Origin of the sequence: Mucilaginibacter kameinonensis, assembly GCF_003675385.1 — a bacterium.
In the GTDB taxonomy this organism is placed as follows: domain Bacteria; phylum Bacteroidota; class Bacteroidia; order Sphingobacteriales; family Sphingobacteriaceae; genus Mucilaginibacter; species Mucilaginibacter kameinonensis.
The window spans coordinates 597,847-624,217 of the sequence record NZ_RCWZ01000001.1; the positions used below are offsets into that span (position 1 = coordinate 597,847).

The 26,371-nt window shown below is 44.1% G+C and carries 21 protein-coding genes; 4 read left to right on the forward strand and 17 right to left on the reverse strand.

What is annotated here, in order from left to right:
• Window positions 1-61: 61 nt before the first annotated feature.
• From EAH55_RS02680 to EAH55_RS02690, 3 genes are all read right to left on the reverse strand, one after another.
• On the reverse strand, window positions 62-709 hold the full coding sequence (locus tag EAH55_RS02680; protein WP_121808381.1) for a gluconate 2-dehydrogenase subunit 3 family protein: 648 nt from the start codon (window positions 707-709) through the stop codon (window positions 62-64).
• 21 nt (window positions 710-730) lie between these two features.
• Window positions 731-2,467, reverse strand: coding sequence for a GMC family oxidoreductase (locus EAH55_RS02685; protein ID WP_112572788.1), 1,737 nt, complete (start codon window positions 2,465-2,467; stop codon window positions 731-733).
• A 132-nt stretch (window positions 2,468-2,599) separates the two neighbouring features.
• A complete protein-coding gene (locus tag EAH55_RS02690; RefSeq protein WP_208644775.1) occupies window positions 2,600-3,262 on the reverse strand; it encodes a 3-keto-disaccharide hydrolase in 663 nt (220 codons plus the stop codon).
• Window positions 3,263-3,766: 504 nt separating this feature from the next.
• Here EAH55_RS02690 and EAH55_RS02700 point away from each other — a divergent pair.
• A complete protein-coding gene (locus EAH55_RS02700; protein WP_121808382.1) occupies window positions 3,767-4,819 on the forward strand; it encodes a hypothetical protein in 1,053 nt (350 codons plus the stop codon).
• Between the two features lie 132 nt (window positions 4,820-4,951).
• On the opposite strand, the gene EAH55_RS02705 is transcribed toward EAH55_RS02700, so the two are convergent.
• On the reverse strand, window positions 4,952-6,127 hold the full coding sequence (locus EAH55_RS02705; RefSeq protein WP_121808383.1) for an IS4 family transposase: 1,176 nt from the start codon (window positions 6,125-6,127) through the stop codon (window positions 4,952-4,954).
• Window positions 6,128-6,374: 247 nt separating this feature from the next.
• On the opposite strand from EAH55_RS02705, the gene hisS reads away from it, so the two are divergent.
• Window positions 6,375-7,745, forward strand: a complete 1,371-nt coding sequence (gene hisS, locus EAH55_RS02715) for a histidine--tRNA ligase (protein ID WP_121808385.1) — start codon at window positions 6,375-6,377, stop codon at window positions 7,743-7,745.
• Between the two features lie 228 nt (window positions 7,746-7,973).
• On the opposite strand, the gene efp is transcribed toward hisS, so the two are convergent.
• The 6 genes from efp to EAH55_RS02745 all read right to left on the reverse strand — a co-directional run bounded on the left by efp (window position 7,974) and on the right by EAH55_RS02745 (window position 14,506).
• Window positions 7,974-8,537 (reverse strand): elongation factor P, encoded by a 564-nt coding sequence (efp, locus tag EAH55_RS02720; protein ID WP_112572781.1) that lies wholly within the window; start codon window positions 8,535-8,537, stop codon window positions 7,974-7,976.
• A gap of 455 nt (window positions 8,538-8,992) precedes the next feature.
• Window positions 8,993-9,613 carry an ABC transporter ATP-binding protein gene (locus tag EAH55_RS02725; protein WP_121808386.1) on the reverse strand — a complete coding sequence of 207 codons (621 nt, stop codon included), beginning with the start codon at window positions 9,611-9,613 and terminating at the stop codon, window positions 8,993-8,995.
• Window positions 9,614-9,763: 150 nt separating this feature from the next.
• Complete coding sequence (gene lpxA, locus EAH55_RS02730) at window positions 9,764-10,549, reverse strand: acyl-ACP--UDP-N-acetylglucosamine O-acyltransferase (protein ID WP_112572778.1); 786 nt, start codon at window positions 10,547-10,549, stop codon at window positions 9,764-9,766.
• Window positions 10,546-11,952: a bifunctional UDP-3-O-[3-hydroxymyristoyl] N-acetylglucosamine deacetylase/3-hydroxyacyl-ACP dehydratase gene (locus tag EAH55_RS02735; protein ID WP_208644776.1), complete on the reverse strand. Its 1,407-nt coding sequence runs from the start codon at window positions 11,950-11,952 to the stop codon at window positions 10,546-10,548. The genes lpxA and EAH55_RS02735 overlap by 4 nt, the downstream gene beginning before the upstream one ends.
• A 21-nt stretch (window positions 11,953-11,973) precedes the next feature.
• Window positions 11,974-13,023 carry a UDP-3-O-(3-hydroxymyristoyl)glucosamine N-acyltransferase gene (gene lpxD, locus EAH55_RS02740; RefSeq protein WP_121808388.1) on the reverse strand — a complete coding sequence of 350 codons (1,050 nt, stop codon included), beginning with the start codon at window positions 13,021-13,023 and terminating at the stop codon, window positions 11,974-11,976.
• A gap of 250 nt (window positions 13,024-13,273) precedes the next feature.
• Entirely contained in the window at window positions 13,274-14,506 is a 1,233-nt protein-coding gene (locus tag EAH55_RS02745; RefSeq protein WP_121809012.1) for an HD domain-containing protein, read from the reverse strand.
• A gap of 272 nt (window positions 14,507-14,778) precedes the next feature.
• Between EAH55_RS02745 and porX the strand changes: the two genes are divergently transcribed.
• The gene (porX, locus tag EAH55_RS02750) at window positions 14,779-16,332 is read left to right on the forward strand and encodes a T9SS response regulator signal transducer PorX (protein WP_112572771.1); all 1,554 of its coding nucleotides are present in this window, start codon (window positions 14,779-14,781) and stop codon (window positions 16,330-16,332) included.
• 92 nt (window positions 16,333-16,424) lie between these two features.
• Here the strand turns inward: porX and EAH55_RS02755 are convergent, their stop codons facing one another.
• From EAH55_RS02755 to EAH55_RS02780, 6 genes are all read right to left on the reverse strand, one after another.
• Window positions 16,425-17,960: a SulP family inorganic anion transporter gene (locus EAH55_RS02755; protein ID WP_121808389.1), complete on the reverse strand. Its 1,536-nt coding sequence runs from the start codon at window positions 17,958-17,960 to the stop codon at window positions 16,425-16,427.
• Between the two features lie 213 nt (window positions 17,961-18,173).
• Window positions 18,174-18,602 (reverse strand): rRNA adenine methyltransferase, encoded by a 429-nt coding sequence (locus EAH55_RS02760; RefSeq protein ID WP_112572767.1) that lies wholly within the window; start codon window positions 18,600-18,602, stop codon window positions 18,174-18,176.
• Between the two features lie 30 nt (window positions 18,603-18,632).
• Window positions 18,633-19,628 (reverse strand): virulence protein RhuM/Fic/DOC family protein, encoded by a 996-nt coding sequence (rhuM, locus tag EAH55_RS02765; RefSeq protein ID WP_121808390.1) that lies wholly within the window; start codon window positions 19,626-19,628, stop codon window positions 18,633-18,635.
• A 234-nt stretch (window positions 19,629-19,862) separates the two neighbouring features.
• Window positions 19,863-20,648 (reverse strand): succinate dehydrogenase/fumarate reductase iron-sulfur subunit, encoded by a 786-nt coding sequence (locus EAH55_RS02770; RefSeq protein WP_114939680.1) that lies wholly within the window; start codon window positions 20,646-20,648, stop codon window positions 19,863-19,865.
• A 106-nt stretch (window positions 20,649-20,754) separates the two neighbouring features.
• Complete coding sequence (locus tag EAH55_RS02775; protein WP_112572761.1) at window positions 20,755-22,689, reverse strand: fumarate reductase/succinate dehydrogenase flavoprotein subunit; 1,935 nt, start codon at window positions 22,687-22,689, stop codon at window positions 20,755-20,757.
• A gap of 41 nt (window positions 22,690-22,730) precedes the next feature.
• Window positions 22,731-23,522, reverse strand: coding sequence for a succinate dehydrogenase cytochrome b subunit (locus EAH55_RS02780; RefSeq protein ID WP_112572759.1), 792 nt, complete (start codon window positions 23,520-23,522; stop codon window positions 22,731-22,733).
• Window positions 23,523-23,690: 168 nt separating this feature from the next.
• Between EAH55_RS02780 and EAH55_RS02785 the strand changes: the two genes are divergently transcribed.
• A complete protein-coding gene (locus EAH55_RS02785; RefSeq protein WP_121808391.1) occupies window positions 23,691-24,839 on the forward strand; it encodes a TlpA family protein disulfide reductase in 1,149 nt (382 codons plus the stop codon).
• Here EAH55_RS02785 and pdeM read toward each other — a convergent pair.
• On the reverse strand, window positions 24,836-25,495 hold the full coding sequence (gene pdeM, locus EAH55_RS02790) for a ligase-associated DNA damage response endonuclease PdeM (protein ID WP_121808392.1): 660 nt from the start codon (window positions 25,493-25,495) through the stop codon (window positions 24,836-24,838). The genes EAH55_RS02785 and pdeM overlap by 4 nt on opposite strands.
• Window positions 25,496-26,371: the final 876 nt, after the last annotated feature.

The following is a 26,371-nucleotide window of genomic DNA, read 5'->3' on the forward strand; positions in this document are numbered from 1 at the left end:
GAGCCTCTCTGTAGAGTTTGGGATTGCTTCGTTCCTCGCAATGACGAACTTATTAAACTTCTTACATCGAAGCCGAAGCTTTCACGTTTTCCATACCGTAATGTTTCAGGATATCCTCAGGGACACCCGTCCATTTACCGGGTTGGTTACCTGCATAGCCAATGTCTTTTACACCCATTTCGCTGGTGAAAAAGCCCGATGCGGTAAGGTCACGCATGCGGTTGAAGAAAGCTACGCCCTGGGCCATTTCTGGCTTCGCTTTAGCCGGGTAAGCAATCATATCAACCAGTTGGATCTGCTGATCTTTGGTGCAATCGGTAAATGGTTTGCCGAAGCGGTTAAGGCATTGCAAGTCCAGCCAGCGTAAACCACCACGCATTGGTGTTTGATGGTCCGGGATATCTTTTACGATAAACTCTATGAAATCAGGTACTTTAGCATCAGAGGCACTGCCCGATTTATCATCCTTAGGGATAATAATATCGGCAAGTACGGTGATGGTAGCCATTTCTGCGGCGGTAAAGAATTTATCGGCGTGCAGTTTTTTGTCACGCTCAACCTCAAACGGCTGGCGACCGGTTTCGTCACCCGCTGCAGCGGTGGTTGTTTCTTCAGCGCCTTTTTTGGTATCGGTTTTACAGGCCTCCAGTAATAATCCTGCCGAAAGTGTGGTAAAGCCTAATGCTTTAAGGGAATCACGTCTGTTCATGATATTTTATGGATGTGCTTGTTAAACGTTTAGTTTTTTTCTTTCCTGAATAATGTATTCTGCAGTACGCATTGATAACGCAAGGATTGTCCATGTAGCGTTTTTATCGCCCTGTTGAACAAACGGAGCAGCATCAACTACAAACAGGTTTTTACAATCATGGGCCTGGCACCATTTGTTAAGGGCCGATTTTTTAGGATCGTTACCCATACGGATAGTACCAACTTCGTGGATGATCTTACCTGGTGCTTCCAAACCGTAATTGGTTTCAGGGCCTTGCGGCGGACCGTAGATGGCGCCACCCATATTGTGCATGATCTCCTGGAAGGTTTCCTGCATGTGTTTGGCCTGTTTAATTTCTTCAGGGGCCCATTTGTAGTGGAAACGCAATACCGGGATACCGTATTTATCAACTACGTTAGGGTCAATTTCGCAATAGTTATCATAACGGGCAATGGCAGTACCACGACCGGCCATGCCAAACTGTGTACCATAAAAACGACGGTAATCGTCTTTCAATGATGCACCATAGCCACCGCCATCTTTCATTTTGCCATCGCGACCAGGCACTACACCGTTCATATTTTGGATACCACCGCTGAAACCGTATGATGGCATGTGTAAACCACCGCCATATTCAATATGGTAACCGCGAGGGAAGTCCAGTTTTTTATTGTCTAACCACCATGGCGAATAGATATGCACACTACCAACACCATCTTCGTTGTAACGCTTACGGTCTACCAGTTGCGGAAGGAAACCGCCCGCGCTTGAACCGGTTGAGTCATGCAGGTAACGGCCAACAACGCCGCTGCTGTTAGCTAAACCGCCCGGGTGTTGAGCTGATTTTGAGTTAAGCAGGATCCTGGCAGATTCGCCGGCACTTGCACCAAGGATAACTGTTTTGGCGTTTACCTGGTACTCTTGTAAATCTTCTTTATTAATGTATGATACACCAACGGCCAAGCCCTCGGCATTGGTTATCACCTCGCGCACCATGGCATTGGTGATCACTTTTAAGTTACCGGTTTTAATAGCCGGGATAACTAAGCAAGATGAAGCTGAGAAATCGCCATAAACCTTGCAGCTACGACCGCACTGACCGCAGAAGAAACAGGCACCACGATCTTTATTGCCCGGTAAAGCTTCTGTTAAAACCGAACCACGGCCCGGAATAATTTTAACACCTGCTTTTTGAGCCCCCTGTACAATGTACAGCTCATTAAGTCTTGGTTTTGGCGGCGGTAAGAAGATACCATCCGGCTCGTTTTCCAAACCTTCTTTGGTACCGTAAACACCAATCATGCGGTCAACCTTATCATAATAAGGTTTTACATCGTCATAGGTGATTGGCCAATCGTCGGTAAGGCCGTCTTTGGCCTGGAAATCGCGCGGGCCCATCCTTAATGAGATACGGCCCCAGTGATTGGTACGACCGCCCAGCATACGCGAGCGGAACCAGAAAAACTCGGTTTTATCTTTAGTGGTGTAAGGCTCGCCATCAATTTGCCAGCCACCGAAGGCGGCGTCAAAATCGCCGAACGGACGGGTTGTACCGGCACCGCGGCGTGGTGATTCCCATGGCCATTTTAATTGTTGTGAATCTTTAGCAGGGTCAAAATAGGCACCGGCCTCAAGCATTAAAACTTTTATACCGGCATTGGCCAAAACGTAACCGGCCATACCCCCACCGGCACCCGAACCAACAATCACCACGTCATAGGTGGCTGATGATTTTTTAATTTGCAGATCGCTCATATTATATCAAAGTATCCTTCTATTCTTATATGGAGAGGAAATTAAACATGCCATAGCATGCTAAACACAATTTAAGTTAAGGTATAAATATATGAACAGGGCGCTATAAACGTACCCTGTTCATAAAAAATATTAAAGCTCTTTAAGTTTAATGTTACGGTAGCTAACCAAGTGACCATGATCCTGTAACGCGATGTGGCCTTTAGGATATTGAGCAAAACCTTTCCAGTTTTTAAATTTGCTATCAGCCAATACTTTGTTCCATTCGTCGCTACCCATTTTCACGTCAACGATTTGGGTGCCGTTAAGCCAGAAAGTAAGCTGGCCATCTTTTTTGCGCAGCTTTACTTTGTTCCATTCGCCCGCAGGTTTGCATACATCTTTTGATGGGGCAATCATATCGTATAATGAACCTGCAAGGTGGTTTGTTTTTTTATTGTCTTCGGCATCTTTGTTATCCAATACCTGCATTTCCATACCGGTTAGGTAGGTAGCGCCAAATTGAGGGTCTTCATGCACACCGAAAATAATACCGCTGTTACCTTCTTTGCTGATGTTCCACTCTAAGGTAAGCTCATAGTTTTCGTATTCGCCGTCGGTAACCAAGTCGCCATGGCCTTCCGCTGCTTTCGGGTCAAGTTGTAAAGCACCGTCAACAACTTTCCATCCTACTACTTCTTTTTTTAAATAGGTGTGCCAGCCTTTGGTAGTTTTCCCGTCGAAAAGTTTGGTCTGCGCCGATACCGACAGGCAAAAGGCAGGGATGGCCATAAGGCCAAGCATGATCTTTTTCATAAGTTATAATTGTTTTTTATAGTATCGGAACCGCCATGTAAATAGCTTTGGTTGGTTGAAGCGGCTCCTGTTGGTTTCATAGTATTTGCTCTGTACAAGGTATGTGACTTAAAAAGTTTAAAACTGTTTAAGAACTATATTTTGATAAAACGTTTTAATTACAAATTAAGCGAACATTTTTTAGGTTGCGATAAATATATTGGCTTTTTTTTAATGCTAAAACGATTATCGCAAAAATAAAGTATAAGCCGGCGAAAACAGAGGTAAAAGCTTGGTTACAATATTCGTTTTGCCATATAAACCGACAACAAACGTGTATAATTTCCGGCAAATGTCATAAGAAACAAACTGCAGATACATTTACTTAGCCCTGACATATTCCTGATTGTACAAAAACTTATAATAAGTAATATTGCGCCGTTATTCTTAACCGTATGTTAACACATAGGGTTAACCATAAGCAGCTATAACCCAGGCATTATCGGTAAAACAATACTTACTACATTGATTAATTTTTATTTTATAAAACCAGATTTTAAGAAGTCCGCTTTAACTCCCCGTTCTAATTTTACGATTGCGTTAAAAGCAATTTGTGTACTGCTCATTTTTATCGCAGTTGATAGCTCAAAGGCCATTGCCGGCACTAAGGCCCCTGCCCCGGCAGACTCATTGGCAGATAGCACGCTGATGAAAAAGCGCTTGATTAACCAGACTTTCGATCATATTTATGAGCAAAACCTGCGTGTATCCGAAGGTGGCAACGATTACTTTAACAAGATAAAAACACAGCTCACTGCCGATCTGGCGCCTAACTTCGTTTTATTCAGTACGCCAAAATCACGTTTCTTCTTCGTGTTTACGGCAAGGGTGAAGATCCGTTTGCTGGCCTCGCAAGGTGCACCGGTAAAATCGCCAAGCTTTATGCCGGGCGCTACCCTGTATTTCAGGGTGAACGAGGATACCTACAATCCAAAATTCTTCTCATTTGGATACTCGCACCACTCCAACGGGGTACGCGGCCCATCGCTTAACCCTGATGGCAGCTTTAATCGCGATAGCGGAAAGTTCACTACCAACTTTTATACTTTAACTTATTACAGTGGTAAGCGCTTCGATAAAAAAGACCTGATCATTAACCGCTATGATAACCTGGGCTTAGAGGTTCACGCCGGTTTGTTTAACCTGGGTTTGTCTGAAGGTTTGAAAGATCATTACGGTTTTATCCGCATTAACGGTAGTCGTATGTACAACTTTGCCAAGGCCTATGAAGATCCGACAGATAAAAGCAAAAAGATCTATCAAAACTGGCAACGGATCCGGTTCGACTTCACTTATATTGCCGATAAATATGATAATTACTCGAGCTTTGATTTCAAAAAACGTTTAAACGTGAGCCTGAAATATTACTACCAGTTTCCGTTTATGCCCGATGCTGCCCTCATGATTGGCGGCGGCTATCGTGGTCAGGATGATTACAACCAGTTTTTTGAAGACAGCTATGGTTATGTTACTATCGGCTTTGCAAGCAGTTTAACTTTTAACGCGCACAGGCGGTAAAAAATAATGCCGCCGCCCGGCTCCGGCCGAGTGGCAACTATTTCCAGGCCTCTGGCCTGCGCACCGGACTTCGGCGGCCAGAGGCCGCTTGATATTCAACACTCGGCTGGAGCCCACAAGTGTTGGGAAGAGTTACCAAAAAGGGGCGATATTTCCGTTTGTCGGAGGTTTATCTGGGTCTCCACCATAAAGTCTTACAATAAATTTCATGAGTTCGGCTTCCATTTCCAAGGCAAACTGTTGTTTAGCAGACTTGCTACTTTTAATTCTATTTAACCTTTGGTAAGTTATTATTAGCAGCGATAAGATCATCCTGACATATAGTACGGCCTTGATGCCGTTTACGCTTCTGGATAATAGATGTGAGAAGTTAAGTTCTTGTTTGATGAACTTGAAAAACACTTCTATATCCCATCTTTTCTTATACAATGCGGCTATTTCATAAGCTTGAAGATCAAAAACATTGGTCAAAAAAGCCAATACTTCGCCATTAGGTTTGACTGCTTCGATATATCGATAAACGTTCTTTGTCTTTTTACCCTTCCTGTTATACAAGTAAAGCTTACGGTCTACTACCAGTCTGAGCCTGCAATCATCAGGAGTAGCTTCAAATAAGCTATTCTCTTCAAAAACTACACTACGTGGGTTCGGATTGACCCGTGTAATGAAATTGATACCCTGATCGAAAAGTTCATCATAAGCGTCCCTTGATTGTAGGCCGGCATCGACAATAACGATACTTTTATCAGATGCAGGACAGTTAACAATGGCTTGTTTCAAAGCTACGTTCTCACTGTTAAACGTAGCTTGATGATGAAAGGCAACATATTCGGGCACTTCTGAATAACCTATAGTAAATTTAAGTTGCTTTATATGTTCCTGGCTTCCTCCTGAGCGAAATCCAATCTTGATCAACTTGGAAGAAAGCGATATCAGCGTTGGATCAAAACGCAACAATTGATGCTCCTTATTACCTTTTGAAGGTAATTGTGCTGAAAATCGTTCAAGGCAATCCTGATATAAAGCTTCGAAAAAAGCCGCGTCAGCACGGCTTAAGCGTTCACTGATAGAACTGTAATGTATATTTTGCGCTGTAGGTTTATCGGACAAATGGCTGAAAGCATAGGAATTAAAGATATTCTCCATTACTCTGAGGCTATTGTGCTTTACCTCAAATTGACTGTAAAGTAATAGCTTAAAAAGAAGTGAGACTGGAAGTTTCTTTACCTTGTGATCTGTTTTATGATGGTCAGCCAAAAAGGCAAGACGCTCCTCTGGGATCAACTTTAACAAGTCGGGAACACGCATATACCACTAAGTTACTATATATAGCCGTCTTCCCAACACTTGTGGGCTGGAGCCGAGCGGCGGCGGAAGGGTAAAACAAAAAGCGGTTTCGAAAACGAAACCGCTTTTTGTTTTAAGGGACGTTCTTCCACGAGCCGTTCATTGTCGCTGCCGCAAGGCCTGTGGCTTGTGGCCCGCAGGTCAGGTAACCATTACGCAACCCCACTCATCCCAACACGCATAACCCTCTTTTTTGTACATTTGCGGCATGGCATCCATTAAACCATCCGTACCCAAAGGCACACGCGATTTTTCACCGGCCGAAATGGTGAAACGTAACTATATTTTCGATACTATTAAATCTGTTTTCCGCAAATACGGCTATCAGCAAATAGAAACACCGACGATGGAAAATTCATCAACCTTAATGGGGAAATATGGTGAAGAGGGTGATAAACTGATATTTAAAGTGCTTAACAGTGGTGATTATCTTGCCAAAGTTGATGAGCAAAAACTTATTGAGCGTAACTCAAATTCTGTTGCGGTTGCTATTTCTGAAAAAGCCCTCCGTTACGACCTCACCGTGCCTTTCGCGCGTTATGTAGTACAACACCAAAATGAGATCACTTTTCCGTTCAAACGTTTTCAGGTGCAGCCGGTTTGGCGTGCCGACAGGCCTCAACGCGGCCGTTACCGCGAGTTTTATCAGTGTGATGCCGACGTTGTAGGCTCTGATTCACTGTTGAACGAAGCGGAGTTTATTATGATCTACGACGAGGCTTTAACCAAGCTTGGGCTTAAAGATTTCAGTATTAAGATCAATAATAGAAAAATACTATCCGGAATAGCACAAGTTATAGATAAGGCTGATAATATTATTGATTTGACTGTAGCCATCGATAAGCTGGACAAGATAGGCCTTGATGGAGTAATTAAAGAGCTGCTTGAAAAAGGCTTTACGGATGCGGATATTGACAAATTGAAGCCTGTAATCCTGCTTGAAGGTAATAATACCGAAAAGCTGTCAAGCCTGCGTGAAGCATTGGCGCAATCGCAGATTGGTTTAAAAGGCTGCGATGAAATAGAAACTGTTTTTGGCTATATAGAGCGTTGCCCGCTGCAAACTGCCAAGCTTGAATTAGATATTACGCTTGCCCGTGGTTTGAACTATTATACCGGCGCTATCTTTGAGGTGAAAACTAACGAAGTGAATATGGGCAGCATCGGCGGTGGCGGTCGTTATGATGATCTTACAGGTATGTTTGGTTTAAAAGGACTTACAGGTGCGGGAATTTCCTTTGGTGCCGACAGGATTTACGATGTACTGGAAGAGCTTAACCTGTTCCCTGCGGGCAGCAACCAAACTACCCGGGTGCTTATATGTAATTTCGATAAAGAAGGTGAACTTTATAGTCTGCCTCTATTACAGGCGCTTCGTCGCAACAATATCAACACCGAGCTTTATCCGGCAGGTGCGAAAATCAAAAAACAAATGGAGTATGCTAACAATAAAAACATCCCTTATGTGGTAGTTGTCGGCGGCGATGAAATGCAAACCGGCTTATTGACGTTTAAGGATATGACCAGCGGTGTACAGGAGAAGTTGACCGCGGACGAGATTGTGGCAAAACTGAACTAATAACTAACTATTATATGTCATTGCGAGGAGCGGCGTAGGGTCTGAGCCGCGGGCGACGCGGCAATCTCGTCGTTATGCCTGTGAGACATGCAAAGCCGCTGAGCACAGCTACGGGATTGCCACGCTATCGCTCGCAATGACATAAGAGCAAAAAGAGAAGGGGTTTCGCAACGCGAAACCCCTTCTCTTTTTATTAAAACCATCACTCCCCCTTTAGGGGGCGGGAGGCTAACCTTTCACGCGCTCAACGTAAGCGCCGGTAGCAGTATCTACCTTGACCTTATCGCCAATGTTGATGAATAATGGTACGCGGATCTCCGCGCCGGTTTCAACGGTAGCGTTTTTCATGGCGCCGCTTGAAGTATCGCCTTTAACAGCGGGTTCTGTATAGGTAATTTCCAGTTCGGCCGAACCTGGGATTGAACCCATGATAGGCTCTTCGCTTTCAAAGGCAACAATTACATTCATGCCTTCTTTCAAAAATTTAACTGCCGGGCCAAATAATGCTTTTGGCACGTTATGCTGATCGTAGGTAACGTTGTCCATTACTACTAATGAATCACCTTCGTCATATAAATACTGATAATCGTTGGTTTCAACGCGGGCTATATCAACCTCTTCATCTGTACGGAAACGATATTCAACCAATTTACCTGATTTAACGTTGCGCATACGGGCCTGATAAAACGCGCGTAAGTTGCCCGGGGTACGGTGTAAAAACTCTTCTACCTGAACTAATTCGCCATTGAAGCGAAGTACATTTCCATTTTTAACATCTGATGCCTTAGCCATAAAATAATATTGAGGCGCAAACTTAGTTACTTAAGCGCAAAGAAACAAGTAGTTAGTGGTTTAGTGAGTGGTTGATTGGGTTGATTAGGTGAGTGGTTTACTGTTTTGATAAGGAATTGGCGATTTATTGAACAGTTGTTAGCGGGCCTGAAAAAACGGTTTTTGAATTGAAATTTATCGAATTAAGGATTCTTCTATTTATTAGAATGCCTTTAAATCATGATAAATTGTTTCTGGCGTGTATACGGAGCTCCTATGGAGCTGTTTTATTTATGGATAGATTACTATAAACACGACACCCCTATGGGGTGTAATATCGGGTAAAATTAAACTCCGGAGGAGTATCGTGTTTGTAGCTAAGCGAGAGGCGTTTTTTGGCTCCGTAAGAGCCTCGTAATTAAGACATACAGCTCAAACCACTCACCTAATCAACCCAATCAACCATTCACTAAAAGCTAAACCTTATAATCCACAATACTCAGCCGGTGATTACAGAAGCCGTACTCATGTTCCTGGTTGGAGCATACTATGGTAAGGCGGCCGGCGGCAAATTGTTGTACGAGGCTTAAATACCAGTCGACACCCTGGGTATCCAGGTTGGAGGTTGGCTCATCAAGCATGAGCATGGGGGTATCGGCACAAAAAGCAAGGGCAAGCTTAAGGCGCTGTTTCATACCCGAGGAAAAGTATTTGATAAGTTTATTGGTGCTTTTAGGCAAATTAAGCAGTTCGATCAGTTGGGCTTTATCCATCCCCTGTTTAAAGCTTTTAAACCTGAAATGGAAGTCGACCATCTCACTCATGGTAAACTCCTCTATAAGCTCCAGATAAGGTGCAGCAAGGCTTAAATGAGTAAATACAGTGTCTATCTCAACCGCTTTACCATCATTGGCGAAATCAATCTTGCCAACAGATGGTGAGAGGCTGCCGTTTAGAACCTGTAATAAAGTTGACTTCCCTGAACCGTTAGGGCCAAGGATGGCATAAGACTCGCCGGAGGTAAAAGTATAATCCACCCCTTTGAAAATCCAGTCGCGGTTAAAGCGGCGGCCGATGTTTTGGAGGGTGATGATCATAGGGAGCTTATGGTTGATGGTTCATAGTTCATAGCCGAAGAACCTGTTTATAGCTTATGGTTGAATGCTGTTTTGGAATTATAGTTCATGGCCATATACAAAGCGGACAAGCATCCGGCTATGAACCATGAACTATAACCCATCAACCATTTAGGTATTCCCAAAACCTTTCATGATACCGCGTTGCGAGTTTTGCAGGAAGTTGATGATCTCATCGCGTTCCACGCTTGGGGTAAACTCTGCCTCGATGATATCAAGTGCTTTGGTTACGTTATATTTTTTAAGGAATATGATCCGGTAGATCTCCTGGATTTCGGCAATTGTGGCAGCCGAAAAGCCCCTGCGGCGTAGACCTACAGAATTGATACCTACATAAGATAATGGCTCGCGACCAGCCTTGGTATACGGAGGCACATCTTTACGTACCAATGAACCGCCCGATATCATGCTGTGTGCGCCAATTTCAACAAACTGGTGTACTGCAGATGAACCACCGATAAACGCATAATCATAAACTGTAATATGACCGGCCAGCTGCACCGCGTTGGCAACAATAACGTTATCGCCAATAACACAATCGTGTGCTACGTGCACATACGCCATCAACAAACAGTTGCTGCCGATGGTTGTAGTATTTTTATCAAGCGCGGTACCACGGTTAAGGGTAACACATTCACGAATGGTAGTGTTATCGCCTATGGTTACGGTGCTTTGCTCGCCTTTGTATTTTAAATCCTGTGGCGGTGCAGATACTACCGCGCCGGGGAAAATACGGCAGTTTTTACCTATCCGGGCACCGTCCATAATTACGGAGTTGGAGCCGATCCAGGTACCTTCGCCAATTTCAACATCCTTGTGGATGGTAACGAAGGGTTCAATTACCACATTGTCGGCAATTTTGGCCTGTGGGTGGATATATGCTAATGGCTGGATCATGCTTCTGTTTCTTTTACTTTAACAATTTGAGCCATCAGTTCGGCCTCAACAACAACGCGGTCGCCTACCATACCAACACCTTTCATGGTAGCTATACCACGGCGGATTGGGGCTGTAAGATCACATATGTAAATAATGGTATCTCCGGGTACAACCTTACTTTTAAAGCGCGCGTTCTCAATTTTCAGAAACAGGGTAAGGTAATTTTGCGGATCGGGTACGGTATTTAATACCAGGATGCCGCCGGTTTGAACCATGCCTTCAATTTGCAGTACGCCCGGGAAGATTGGTGCGCCTGGAAAATGCCCTTTGAAAAACTCTTCGTTAATGGTTACGTTTTTACAGCCAACAACGTGGTTTTTGGTAAGCTCCAGGATCTTGTCGATCATTAGGAACGGCTGGCGGTGAGGCAGCATCCCCATAATATCAACGGTATCAAAAAGAGGTTTGGCATTCAGATCGTAAGTTTTAACCTGCTTGCGGCTTTTTTCTTTTTTGATTAAAGCTTTAATCTTTTTAGCGAAAGCAACGTTAGCTGCGTGGCCCGGCCTTGCAGCCATGATATGGCCTTTAAGCGGTACACCAACTAAGGCCAAATCGCCAATCATATCCAGCAGCTTGTGGCGTGCCGGCTCATTTTGATGGCGAAGTTCAATGTTATTTAAAATACCTTGCGGTGCAACGCTGATATCCTTACGGTTAAACAGTTTGGCCAGGTGATTAAGTTCTTCTTCATCAACATCTTTATCAACAACCACAATGGCGTTGTTCAGGTCACCGCCTTTGATCAGGTCGTGCTTTAGCAACATTTCCAACTCATGCAAAAAGCAGAAGGTACGGCATGAGGCAATTTCTTTTTTGAACTCGCTGATGGTTGAGATACTGGCATGCTGGCTGCCCAGCACCTGCGAGTTATAATCAACCATACAGGTAAAGCGGTAATCATCTAATGGCATAGCTACCATTTCCACCTTACGGTCGGTTTCAGAGTAGTGAATGTTATATGGGATGTGGTAGTATTCACGATCGGCATCCTGCTCCAGAAGGCCTGTTTCGGTAATTACGTCAACAAACTGAATCGAACTGCCGTCCATGATCGGCGTTTCCGGGCCATCAAGGTCAATCAGTACGTTATCAATTTCAAGTCCAACCAAGGCGGCCAATACGTGTTCAACTGTATTTACAGTAGCACCGTTTTGGCTGATAGATGTTCCGCGGGATGTATCGCTTACATTATCAACATCGGCATCAATAATTGGAGCACCGGGAATATCAACCCTCCTGAATTTATAACCGTGGTTTTCAGGGGCAGGATTAAAGGTCATTGTAACGCTTTGTCCGGTGTGCAAGCCTGTTCCTGATACCGAAACCGGCGCTTTAATAGTTCTTTGTTTAACGTTCATATTTAAAATTACAGGCTAAGGCTATTCGCTCGCCTTGCCTTTACGTAGTTCTTCAATCAATTTTTCAAGCTCATAAACCTTACGGTCAAGCTCCGGCAGCTTTCGCAACTTAGCGTGGGCACGAAGGTAGTCTTTATATGGCATATATGGTGTACCGCCCCATACCTTACCCTCTTCTGTGATAGAGCCGTTTATGCCTGTCTGGGCCGAAAACTGAGACCCGTTAGCTATGTTTAGATGCCCTGCAAAACCTACTTGACCGCCTATAACAACTCTTTCGCCAATTTTGGTACTGCCCGATATGCCGGATTGCGCTGCAATTACGGTATTCGCCCCAATTTCAACATTGTGCGCTATCTGGATCAGGTTATCAATTTTAGCACCTTTGCGTACTATGGTTGAACCCATGGTTGCCCTGTCTATAGTGGTGTTTGAACCCACTTCAACATCATCCTCCAAAATTACATTACCAATCTGTGCAATTTTAGTATAAGTACCATCCGGATTAGGTGCAAAGCCAAAGCCATCGCTGCCAATTACCGCGCCCGAGTGTACAATCACATTGTTGCCTATTACACAGTCAAAATAAACTGTAGCGCCTGCAAACAGGGTTACATTATTGCCAAGGGTTACATTATCGCCAACATTAACGTTAGGATAGATCTTGCAATTGTCGCCGATGGTTGCATTTTGGCCGATATAAGCAAACGCACCGATGTATGCCCCCGCCCCAACCTGCGCGGTTGGATGAATAAAGCTTGGCTGCTCGATACCTTTTTTATCAAGCCTGAAGGTATTATACTTTTCAAGCAGAACAGTGAATGAACTGTATGCATTCTCCACCCTGATGAGCGTAGCTTTTACCGGTGCTGTTAATTGCTGATCGTTATTAACAATAACAATGGAGGCATTGGTGGTGTACAAAAATTGCTCATACTTAGGGTTAGCCAAAAAAGAAAGACTGCCTGGGCCGGCTTCCTCTATCTTGGCAAGCTGGCTAACAGTTGCCGAAGAATCGCCTTCAACAGTTCCGTTGAGCAGTAAACTTATATCATGAGCGGTAAATTGCATCGGGCAAATTTAAATGTTAAAATTGAAGCAACAAATTATTAATGAGTTATGAACACGCGTTAAAAAGTTTTGACTGTCAGTGCCTTTAATTTTTCATTATATCTTCATTAAGCACAAGCCTGTCGCAAGTTGTTTTTTTATGTAGAGACGCATAATTGCGTCTCCTTTAGGACAAGCCGCCTTACCAGGCTTGAACTACGGTAATCTGCATGGAGACGCAATTATGCGTCTCTACATGAGAAAAAGCCTATTAATTCAACAACTCCTTATTATAGCAAAGAATATGTTTTTTCACCGTTTTAGCTAAAGCTACCAGGTTTGAATTATCGCTGGCTTCGGCAATATCTTTTACCTGGCCATTTTTCATTAATATGCAAATGTTGCCATCGTTCTGGTTGTAAGCATTATTACGGATGGATGTGGTGAACACAAAGTACGCCGCGGCATCCTCATAACTTATACCATATTTTTGCACCGCTTTTTGGCGAAGCTGTTCAACAAAGGCTTCGTCCGGACAATCGTTGGTGATATCGACCCTGAAAAGATTGCGCTGTACCAGGTTTTTACAAAGCTGGGAAAGCACAAGGTCTGGGTGATAGGCCCACACTTTTACCGAGGCCATAATATCTGTATCATCCAAACAGGCAAAGGTTTCCAGGTGACGCTCTTCATTCATGAAAGCATCGAGACTGATGCGGTTCTTTAAAAAATGCATCAACGCCGGTGTCGCAAACAGGTTTTCGCCCTGCGATATCAGCTCTCGGCCTCGTCTGAAGATTTTGGTGAGCACCTCCTCACCTGCTATTACTGTTTTATGCAGATAAACCTGCCAGTACATCAGCCTGCGGGCAATCAGAAACTTTTCTATCGAATAAATGCCTTTTTCATCAACCACCACATGATCGTTTTTAACATTAAGCATTTTGATGATACGCTCGGAGCTGATCACCCCTTCGGATACCCCGGTAAAGAAACTGTCGCGGTTAAGATAATCCAGCCTGTCCATATCCAGCTGACTGGATACCAGTTGGTGCAGGAACTTACGCGGATAGGTATCGTTAAAAATATCGATAGCCATGGTAAGCTTACCTTCAAACCTCGCGTTAAGCTTATTCATCAGCATTGATGAAATATCCTCATGGGCTATGCCATCAATTATGGTATTTTCCAAAGCGTGCGAAAACGGCCCGTGACCGATATCATGCAGCAGTATGGCAATGGTTACGGCTTCTTCCTCTTCAGGAGAGATCTGGTGGCCTTTGCTTCTTAATGTTTCGAGTGCTGTATCCATCAGGTACATCGCCCCTAATGCATGATGGAAACGGGTATGCAGCGCGCCGGGATAAACCAGGTGAGTCATGCCCAACTGCTTTATATAACGTAACCGCTGAAAGTATGGATGGGATATAAGGTCAAATATCAGTTCGGTGGGGATACTGATGAAACCATAAACCGGGTCGTTAATTATTTTCTTTTTATTCAATGTTGCTTGTGTAAATGCAAAAATGTAAAACAAAGGTAAAATAAGAGCGTCAGGTTTGTTAAATTTTGTTAATACCTTTACTGTGCAACAACAAATACATCTCTTTGGGGTTTATTGTCTGAATCAGAATTCGCGGAATTTGTCTGAACTCGAATTTTTCGAATTAAAGAATTACCTGAATTTCAATCCGATATTTGTACGCCGGATGAACTAAAATTCGATGAATTCATTCATTCGATAAATTCCGGTTCTGACCTTAACATATACATACCATGCAAGACACCACCATTTTATGGGCCGATGACGAAATTGACCTGCTAAGACCACATATACTTTTCCTGGGCGAAAAGGGCTATAAAGTAACTACCGTAACCAATGGCTACGATGCTGTTGACTCGTTCAAGAGCAACTATTTCGACCTGGTTTTTCTTGATGAAAACATGCCCGGCCTTACCGGTTTGGAAACCCTGCAGCAGATCAAGAACATCAATAATGATGTACCTATTGTGCTGATCACTAAAAACGAGGAAGAATACCTGATGGAAGATGCCATCGGCTCCAAGATAGACGACTACCTGATTAAGCCGGTACATCCTAAGCAGATATTGCTTACCATTAAAAAGCTTACCGAGAACAAGCGCCTTGTTACCGAGAAAACCACCATGGCTTACCAGATGGATTTCCGTACGCTGGGCATGACGCTTAACGATAACCTGAGCCACCAGGAATGGGTTGATGTTTACAAGAAATTGATCTACTGGGAGCTTGAGCTTGAAAAGCTGGAAGATGCCGGTATGCACGAGATCCTGACGCTGCAAAAGGCCGAAGCCAACATGCAGTTTTGCAAGTTTGTGGAGCGCAATTACCTGAACTGGATCAAAAACCCGGACCTGGCGCCAACCTCATCGCCTCAACTATTTAAGAAGAAGGTATTCCCTAAGCTGGATGGCAAGGGCCCCCTATTTTTTATTTTGATAGATAACCTGAGGTATGATCAGTTTAAGATCATTAACCCTATTATTTCTGAATATTTCAGGCTGGAGGAAGAAGATACCTATTACAGTATCCTGCCAACAGCAACACAGTATGCGCGTAACTCCATTTTCTCAGGCCTGATGCCTTTGGATATGGAAAAACGCTATCCATCCATGTGGCAAAACGATGAGGATGAAGGAGGTAAAAATCTTTACGAGGCCGAGTTTTTGGCCGATCACCTGAAGCGTGTATTACGTAAAGATTGTAAACATTCATACCACAAGATCCTGAACATTGACGAAGGCCGTGCCCTGAACGAGTCGGTAAATAACCTCATGAACAATGAGCTTAACGTGATCGTTTACAACTTTGTGGATATGCTGTCGCATGCCCGTACCGACATGCAGATGATCCGCGAGCTGGCGAGTGACGACGCTGCTTACCGTTCATTAACCCTATCGTGGTTTGAGCATTCGCCATTGTTTGACTTGTTAAAGTATTTAGCGCAGAAACAGGTACGTGTAGTGATCACTACCGATCATGGTACTATCCGCGTAAAAAATCCAAGCAAAATTGTGGGCGACAGGAACACCAATACTAATCTGCGTTATAAACAAGGTAAAAACTTGAACTATAATGCCAAAGAGGTGTTCCATATCCGCAACCCGCATGATGCTATGCTGCCAAGGCTGCACATTAGCTCAAGCTTTGTTTTTGCCAAGGAAGACAGCTATTTCGTATACCCGAATAACTACAACCACTTTGTTAATTTCTATAATGAAACCTTCCAGCACGGAGGTATCTCGTTAGAGGAAATGATCGTACCGGTGGTTACTTACGGGCCTAAATAAAATTGAGAAAAGGCATAATTTGCCTGCGATCTTAAATAGATTATACTAAAAAGGCCCGGAAAATCCGGGCCTTTTTTATGGAGAAATCGTCGCTATTTTTCAACCACCACCCGGTAAGAGGGATCTTCGAGGATGTTAACGTTGATGATCCCTTCGGCGTTTTTAAGCAGTGTTACGCAATCTTCGCTTACGTGTTTTAGCTGTAGTTTCTTGCCGGCCTGGCGATATTTTTCGGTGAGTTTGTTTAGTGCCTCAATGCCCGACATATCCGCGATGCGGCTATCTTTAAAGTCGATCACTACTGCTTCCGGATCACCTGCGATGTCAAACTTTTCGTTAAAAGCCATCACCGAACCAAAGAACAGCGGGCCGTATATTTCATAATGCTTTACGCCTGCTTCATCAATGTATTTGCGGGCCCGGATGCGTTTGGCGCTCTCCCATGCAAAAACCAACGCCGAAATAATAACGCCTATCAATACCGCGAGGGCAAGGTTGTGCAGCCATATCGTGATTAGTGCTACCAAGATCCCAACAAATACATCCTGTTTAGGCATTTTATTAATGATCCGGAAACTGATCCACTCAAAAGTGCTGATGGCCACCATGATCATTACCCCGGTAAGCGCGGCCATAGGTAACTTTTCAATAACCGGCGCACCGAAGAATATAATAAACAGGATGGTCAGTGATGCTATGATACCTGATAACCTCGCCCGTGAGCCCGCAGACAGGTTAACCAGCGTCTGAGCAATCATTGGGCAGCCTCCCATGCCCGAAAAGAAACCATTGAGGATGTTTGCGCTTCCCTGGGCAATACATTCGCGGTTGCTGTTGCCGCGGGTAGCAGTTATTTCATCAACAAGGTTTAAGGTTAACAAGCCTTCGGTAAGGCCAACTCCTGCCATGATGAGTGCGTAAGGGAAAATGATTTTTAATGTATCGATACTAAGTGGGATAGCCGGGATATGAAACGGAGGAAAGCCCCCGCTTACTGCCGCGATATCTCTTACTGTTTTGGTATGGATCCCGAAACCAAAAACCAGTGCAAACACAACAATAATAGCCACAAGCGATGGAGGAACGGCTTTGGTGAGCTTAGGTAAAATAATTACTATGGCGATGGTTAGAGCTACCAACCCGGCCATGATTAACAGCGGCGTGCCGCTAAGCCAGGTTTCCTGTCCGTTAACTACGGTTTTAAATTGCTCCAGCTGGGCCATGAAAATGATAACGGCGAGACCGTTAACAAAGCCGTACATTACCGGCTGCGGAACCAGGCGGATAAACTTGCCCAGTTTAAACAAGCCAACCAGAATTTGTACTACACCAGCCAAGGCCACCGCCGCGAAAACATACTCCAACCCGTGCGATTCCATGAGGGCGATAAGTACCACAACGGTTGCCCCTGCCCCGCCGGATACGAGTCCCGGCCTGCCGCCAAATATAGAAGTTATCAAGCCCATGATAAAGGCGGCATACAATCCCATCAGCGGCGGAAAGCCGGCAAGAATAGCAAACGATAATGATTCGGGCATCATGGTCATGGCTACCGTTAATCCGGCCAGGACCTCGTTTTTATAATTGATTTTTTGCGAAAAGTCGAAAAGACGTAAAGAGGGCTTCATCCTAAGTTATTAAGCGATTGATTTTTGGTTGACAAGCTTTTGTGACGTAAATAAAAAGCATGCTTAACTGAACTTAGCATAGCGGGACTATTGTAGATTTTAGTCATGCTGCAAAAATATACAAAATAAAAGGACTGAAACAAACGCCATGTCCATTGCGTAACTGCTTCGTGTCTTATAAATAACGTGATTTTTAGAATCGCTTTTAACCTCTTAGAGGATGCTTACCCGCTCTATCCCATTGTTAATCCCTGCCCTGATCATATTGCCATAACCATCATCGGGCAAAAACTGGGTGAAACTTAAACCCAATTGATAGTTTTCAAGCGCCTTGTCAAGGTTCTTCAGATCCTCATGGCATTTAGCTATGTTAAGGTAAAGTGAGGGATAAACCGGTTTTACCTCGTCCCCTTCTATACCAAGCGCAAGGTTTAGAGCTGTTTCATCCCATTTTAGTTTATCGGCAACACTTTGCTGATGCCGGGCAACGTAGTGTGCTGCAATAAACTTTTCAGTGGCATTTGTAGCTTCATCCCAAGCCTGATGGAACAGGGCCGATGCTTCATTTGGTTTACCTTCGCCTTCTAATAACATTCCTTGCCCGCAAAGTTTGTTAACGTGGTTTTCGGGGTCGATTTGCATGGGGCTGGTTTTTTATGAGGCTTAGCCTAATTAATTATTGGGGTTGATGAGGTTCACCACGACTTTAACCATCATATCTTTTTCGTTGGGATCACTTTCGGCGATCATTAAAGTTAAAGCAACTAAAGCATTGTCTGCGATTCGCTTGGATCCATTTTCGCGGTAAAGCATTCTGTTCTTTTCCATGAACCAAACAAATAAGTAGGCGGCAATACGTTTGTTACCGTCTGAAAAGGAATGGTTTTTAACGACAAAATAAAGTAGATTGGCTGCTTTTTCTTCAATCGTCGGATAAAATTCAAAGCCACCAAATGATTGATAGATTGTGCCGATAGATCCTTTAAATGAATCATCCTTCTCGTTTCCAAATAAGGAACTTCCACCAAACTTATCTTTCAAATCAGTGATGGCCTGCATCGCTTCTTCGTAGGTTATAACAAAGCTTAGCTGATCTGTGGTGCCTTCAATTGTTAGTTGCTGATGGTCATATTTGTCCAATATATCAAGCGCGTAACTGTAGTCTGTCACCACTTTTAATAATCCGGTAGCTTCGTCTGTGCTTAGCTCCTCTTTATTTTGCAATACGTTACTTATTAGGGCGACAGCTCGCTTTAAAGATTGATGTTGCTCAGATTGTTCTCGGAGTTTCTTCTCATTGAGAGAATAACCTTTTACTAAGTAGTCTTTTAATACTTTGTTAGCCCATATTCTGAATTGGGTTCCCCGTTGTGATTTTACTCTATATCCTACTGATATAATCACATCTAAATTGTATCTTCTTATTGTTCTTGATACGCTTCTTCCTGCTTCTTCTTGAACTACCGAGGATTCCTCGGTAGTTGATCCTGGTTCTAATTCCCCTTCTTTATATATGTTTCTTATATGCAGGCCTATTGTATCTGTATTTTTGCTAAACAGCTCAGCCATCTGTCGCTGGTTCAACCAAACCGTATCTTCTGTTAATTGAACATCTATGGTTGTTTCACTATCTGATACCTGATATATGATGATTTGATCGTTTGGCATAACATATAAAAGTAAGTTTTTTTAATAGAATTGTATTGCCACCCGCGGTTCTGCGAAGGAGCCAAATAAGAAGTACTATTTGAGCGTTCGGGGTAGTTTAATCACGACAATTAGTAACATGGGTTTTAAAACTACAAGCTTTCTACGCGGTGGGATTTTATGCAATCGGATGAGCATAAAACAAAAACGGCCCGGTGAAACCGGGCCGTTACTATATCTTAAACAAAAGATCAATTAATGACCTTGTTCGTGTACTTCATCTTCCCTGAACAGTTTCGCGCTGAAATAGTCGTTGTTCATGCGGGCAATGTTGGTCAATTTAATTTCCTTAGGGCACTCAGCTTCGCAGGCACCAGTGTTGGTACAGCTACCAAATCCTTCTTCGTCCATCTGGGCAACCATTGATTGCACACGACGGTAGCGCTCTGGCTGACCTTGTGGTAATAAACCCAACTGGGTGATCTTAGCAGATACAAACAGCATAGCCGAAGCATTTTTACAAGCTGCAACGCATGCTCCGCAACCGATACAGGTAGCTGAGTTGAAAGCCTCGTCAGCAATAACTTTAGGAATTGGGATTGCGTTACCATCAGGTACACCACCTGTGTTTACCGAAACGTAACCGCCGGCTTGCTGAATCCTGTCGAAAGCTGAACGGTCAACCGCTAAGTCTTTTACGATAGGGAATGCTTCAGCGCGCCATGGCTCAATGGTGATAGTTTCGCCATCGTGGAAGGTGCGCATGTGCAGCTGGCAGGTAGTGATACCGCGCTTTGGTCCGTGTGGGTGACCGTTGATATATAATGAACACATACCGCAGATACCCTCGCGGCAGTCGTGGTCAAAGTTAATTGGCTCATCACCTTTATGGGTAAGGCTTTCGTTAACCACGTCGAGCATTTCAAGGAACGACATGTCAGGCGAAATATTTTCAGCTTTGTAGCTTACAAATTTACCCGAGGTTTGAGCATTTTTTTGACGCCATACTTTAAGCGTCAGGTTCATATTTCCGTTACTCATCTTTGTTTTAGATTTGAGTTATCGTTGTTTTTGTTGATTGAGTGAGTAGTTGATTAGGTGTAGGTTTTAACTTTATCAACCACTCACCTAATCAACCATTCTCTAATTAAGCATAGTTTCTTTGAGACAGGTGAACTGCTTCAAATGTCAGCTGCTCTTTATGCAATTCTTCCGGCTGATTTTCACCTTTGAATTCCCAGGCAGCTACAAACGCGAAGTTTTCATCATCACGTAGTGCTTCACCATCTGCAGTTTGTGATTCAACCCTGAAGTGGCCACCGCATGATTCTTTACGCATCAAAGCGTCGTCAATCATCAGCTCGCCAAGTTCAATGAAATCGGCTACGCGGCCAGCTCTTTCTAACGAAGCGTTTACTTCTTCGTTCTCACCAGTTACGATAGCGTTTTTCCAGAAATCAGCTTTCAATGCCTGAATCAGGCCTTTTGCTTTTCTCAAACCTTCGTCGGTACGGGCCATGCCGCAATATTCCCACATGATGTGGCCAAGTTCGCGGTGGTATTCGTTAGTAGTTTTAGTGCCTTTAAGGGCCAGTAATTTATTTACGTGGTCAACTACGTCTTTTTTGGTGGCTGCAAAAGCTGGGTGGTTAGTGTCAACCTTTTTAGGGCCGATCTTAGCCAGGTAATCACCAAGGGTATAAGGGATCACGAAGTAGCCATCTGATAAACCCTGCATCAGAGCAGATGCACCAAGGCGGTTAGCACCGTGGTCAGAGAAGTTACACTCGCCCAAAGCATATAAGCCGGGGATGGTAGTGCTCAGGTTATAATCAACCCAAAGACCGCCCATGGTATAGTGAACCGCCGGGTAAATACGCATTGGTTGTTTATATGGGTTTTCATCCGTGATCTGGATGTACATATCAAACAAGTTACCGTATTTGGCTTTAACGGTTTCTTCGCCTAAACGCTTAATAGCATCGGCAAAGTCAAGGAATACTGCGAAGCCCGAACCTCCTACACCTTTACCTTCTTCAACCATTTCCTTAGCGTTACGTGAAGCCACGTCGCGCGGAACAAGGTTACCGAAAGCCGGGTATTTACGCTCAAGGAAGTAATCGCGATCGTCCTCTTTAACCTGGTCTGCTTTCAAAGTGCCTTTGCGTAATTGCTCGGCAATCTCAACAGTTTTAGGAGCCCATACCCTACCGTCGTTACGCAGCGACTCAGACATCAGCGTAAGCTTAGACTGGTGATCGCCGGTTACCGGGATACAGGTTGGGTGAATTTGAGTATAGCAAGGGTTACCGAAGAAAGCACCGCGTTTGTGTGCCCTCCAGGCTGCCGTTACGTTTGAACCAATAGCGTTTGTTGACAGGTAGAATACGTTGCTGTAACCACCGGTACATAACAATACAGCATGACCAGCATGGGTATCAATAGCGCCGGTTAGCATGTTACGGGTAACAATACCTTTGGCATGGCCATCGATAGTTACCACGTCAAGCATTTCGTGGCGGGTGTACATTTTTACCTTACCGGCATGGATCTGGCGGTTAAGGGCAGAGTAAGCACCTAATAAAAGCTGCTGTCCTGTCTGGCCCCTTGCGTAGAAAGTACGGGATACCTGTGAACCACCAAATGAACGGTTATCCAGCAAGCCGCCGTATTCGCGGGCAAAAGGTACGCCTTGTGCTACGCACTGGTCAATAATGTTTACCGAAACTTCGGCCAAACGGTGAACGTTTGATTCGCGGGCGCGGTAATCGCCGCCTTTAATGGTATCGTAAAATAAACGGAAAACACTGTCGCCGTCGTTCTGATAGTTTTTAGCGGCATTGATACCACCTTGTGCTGCAATAGAGTGCGCACGACGGGGGCTGTCCTGAAAACAAAATGCCTTAACGTTGTAACCCAGCTCGCCCAAGGTGGCAGCTGCCGAAGCGCCGGCCAAACCGGTACCTACAATAATGATATCGTATTTACGCTTGTTGGCGGGGTTAACCAGCTTCAGATCAAATTTATGCTTGCTCCATTTTTCGGCTAATGGGCCTTGAGGAATTTTAGCATCTAATGTCATCTCTTTTTGTATTTATGTTTGTGGCTTTTGGCCAGCTAAACTTAGTGAGCTCCCTGGGTTGATAAATAGTAATAATAAACCGGCATGGCGGCAAAAGCCAGCGGAATAATAACCGCAAACAGCCATGTGCCAATAAAGTAAACTACCGGAGTATATTTACGGTGTACCCAGCCCAGCGTACGGAACGCGCTCTGGAAACCATGTAACAAGTGAAATGCTACAGCACCCATAGCTATTACGTAAAATATAACGTAAATAAGGTTGCTGAAGCTATAAGCAACACGTGCGTGTAAGTCCTTTACCCTAACAACTTCCACATTGTTTTCGGTTGATACCGAGTGACTGAATTCGGCGTTAGCAGGAGTATAATCACTAACTTTTGTTTCGCCTGTTGCCAGATCGGTACGGTACTCTTTAAAGCCCATGGTTTTGTCGTTGTGGTAACGGAACCAGAAATCGCCCATGTGGATAACGATAAACAGGAACATGATTGAACCTAAAAGGCCCATGTTTTTTGATGACCATGAGGCATCAGATTTTGCCGCTACTGCATAGCGTACCGGGCGGGCTTTACGGTTTTTGACAGTCAGGATCAGGCCGTATAGTGCATGCACCAAAATAGAAAGGTACAACAGGTATGCTATAACTTCAATAGGCGGGAAATGCGTAAGGAAGTTGGCATACACGTTAAAACTGAAACCGTTATCGTTGTTAAACAATAGCAGGTTGCCGCCTACATGCACAATTAAAAACGTGCACAGAAACAAGCCTGTTAAAGCCATGATCAGCTTTTTGCCCAGCGACGAGTTTAAGGTTTGTTTGAATTCGCTCATTATGAATTGGATTTATAAGGCAAAAGTATTTATTAAATAACAAAACATAGAAGAGGTTTTGGCTTATTGAACACCAAAAATCTATTTAGAATCAATCTAAAGCAATGCGTTCTTTTTTTATGCCAATTATGCCTGTTGTACTATATTAGTGCTGTCTAAATTTTATCTATGAAATATTTTTCGGTTGTTTTACTTGCCCTTACCATCAGCGGATGCACTACCAAATACGCTCATGTTGAGTTTGACGGAACCGCTAAAGGCGTTAAAAGCGGCGTATTTATTGTTAAAGACCATTCAAAAAACTCGCTTTACGGAGTAAATATTAAAGATGGCAAATTTCATATAGAAAGCAAGGTGCTTGAGGTGCCCGGCTATTATGTGATGGATATAACCGATGATGCCAATTCGCGGGAGCAGCACAATCCCTTTGAGATTTACCTGGAAGATGGGAAATATTCCATTGAGGCCGAAGCGGATAAGCTTGCAAATTACCCCAAAATAACCGCCCCCTCATCTGCTACGCAACAGCAGTTAACAGCATTTTATACCATGGTTGACCAGATGAATGGCGACCTGAACCAAAAACTGGCCGAGCTAAACGCTAAAGTTAACAGTAAAGCATCTGACGCTTTACCCAAGGATCAGTTTAACGCCCTCCTTAATTCGGTATCTGAACTGGAGGGTAAAAAGTATGGTATAGTGGAGCAGGCATTTGAAAAGTATGTAACCGAAAACCCACAGAATACCATAGGCGCGCATGTTATGCTGAGGCAGGATTATGAAAGCGATCCGGTTTTTTATAACAAGATCTACCAGAAATTTAGCCCGGCAGTTAAGGCTACCGAAGATGGCAAAGAGATTGGTGATAAATTAAGTAAACTGATAAAATTGGTACCCGGCCACGAAGCGCCACCCATTGCAGGGAAATTGATAGATGGTAAGCCTTTTGATCCGAAGGGCATGCACAAGAAAATTTTCCTGGTGGACTTTTGGAGGGCAGGAAACCAGATTGCCCGGATCAACCATGCTGAAATTAAAACTATGCTTAAAGACCTCGGCAAAGGTGGCTTTGAAGTGATCAGCGTATCGATGGATACCAAACGGGATTGGTGGACAACCGCCGTTGATGAAGATAAAATAACCTGGACACAGGTATCAGACCTGAAAGGCGATGATTCGCCTAATACCCAGAACTGGAGCGTAACCCGGCTGCCACGCTATGATTTGGTTGATGGCGATTGGCATATCATTGAGCGGGACATTACTTTTAGCCAGGTTTATTTAGAAGTTCAGCAGTATTTAAAAAAGCATCGTTAAGCAATAGCCACAACCTTATCTTTTAAAACGGCGAAGATCCTGTCGGTTTGAACACTGCGGATAGCTATCCGGCCGGTAAATTTTCCGAACGAGGGCAAGACCCCCTGTTTGCTTCCAAAGGCAAAACAAGGGAGCGTAATGCTTTGGCGCGCCTTGCCGCTCAGGTTTACCCCGGGGTGGATGTGCCCGCAGAAAACGTAACCCGCTTTTTCCTCCTGATCATTGGCCAGCGGATGGTGCATCATCAGAAATGGGCCTATCAATAATTCGTCGTGCAGCTCGATATTCAGGTTGCGGTAATGTTTATCTGCAATAATATCATGGTTACCCCGGATTAGTGTGATCTGCAACGCCGGGAACTGGCTTCGCCAGAGAATAAACCAATCCCAATCGTTATTCATGTCACTATGGAACAGATCGCCCAGAAAAATTAACTTCTCCGGTTTGTATTCATAGATCAGGTCCGACAGTACAGCAAGGTCGCTTTGCTCCATATCGCGCGGTACTGCTATGCCCGCCTTGCGGAAATGCCCAACCTTGCCCAAATGCACATCTGCAATGATCAGGGCGTTTTGTTGTTGCCAGTAAATAGCTTTTTGTGGTAATAATAAAAGATCCTGCCCCAGCAGGTTAAAAGAAGTAGCCGCACTAATCATTAAGGCAAATGTACTACGAAATTTTAAGTTGATTGATTCTGTTGATCCACATATAAAAATTTTGTCATTCTGGGTGGAAGAAAATAGAAATCAGTGAAGGTCAAATGACATATCCGCCACGTCATTGCAAGTAACGATCAGGTGGTCCTGAAAAAAAACGAGATGACGTATAGCGTATATTTTGGCGATGGTGTGCGGGGGCCGCGTTAGTGATAGGAGCGGATACCGGCCTTGTGGCTAATGCCTGTGTAGTATGAGCGTATAGCACGGGCCGCAGGCAACGCCCATATTTATAAATGAATCAAAAAATATCATTAATAATCAATAGCTTACAATTACGTCATTGCGAGGCACGAAGCAATCGCGCAGAGGCAGGTAACGACTATTGTTGTAATGAACTTACATCGTCGCGCTCTTGGCCGCGCGGGGCCAGGTACTTTTGTCGCCACAAAAGTACCCAAAAAGGCTTGCAGCAGAAAGGCTTCTTTGCGCACACCCTACCCTAAGTCCACCGCCCGGCCTTTGCCCTGCAAAACGAACAGAACCACGGGCTGCAATTATTTTGCCCCGATTCGCCCTATCCCCAGCTTCTGCAAAAACTTGCTATGCCCCTGCAGCCGCACGTTCCCCACATTGTTCTGCCCGCTTTCACTCGAAGCTGCTCAGCTGCGAAAAACATCCGGTTTTAATTATGTCATGGGTAGGTACGAAGGATCTTCTGCACCATGCACGACGGCTCTGTATATTGAAGAAGATTCTTCGCTTTCGCTCAGAATGACAGCCGCTTTTAAATATGTTATCAGGTGCTCATTTCTGTCAATAAACAAAAGTTTATTATTTTTTTATTTAGGGTGTAACCTGTTTAAAAAACGTGTG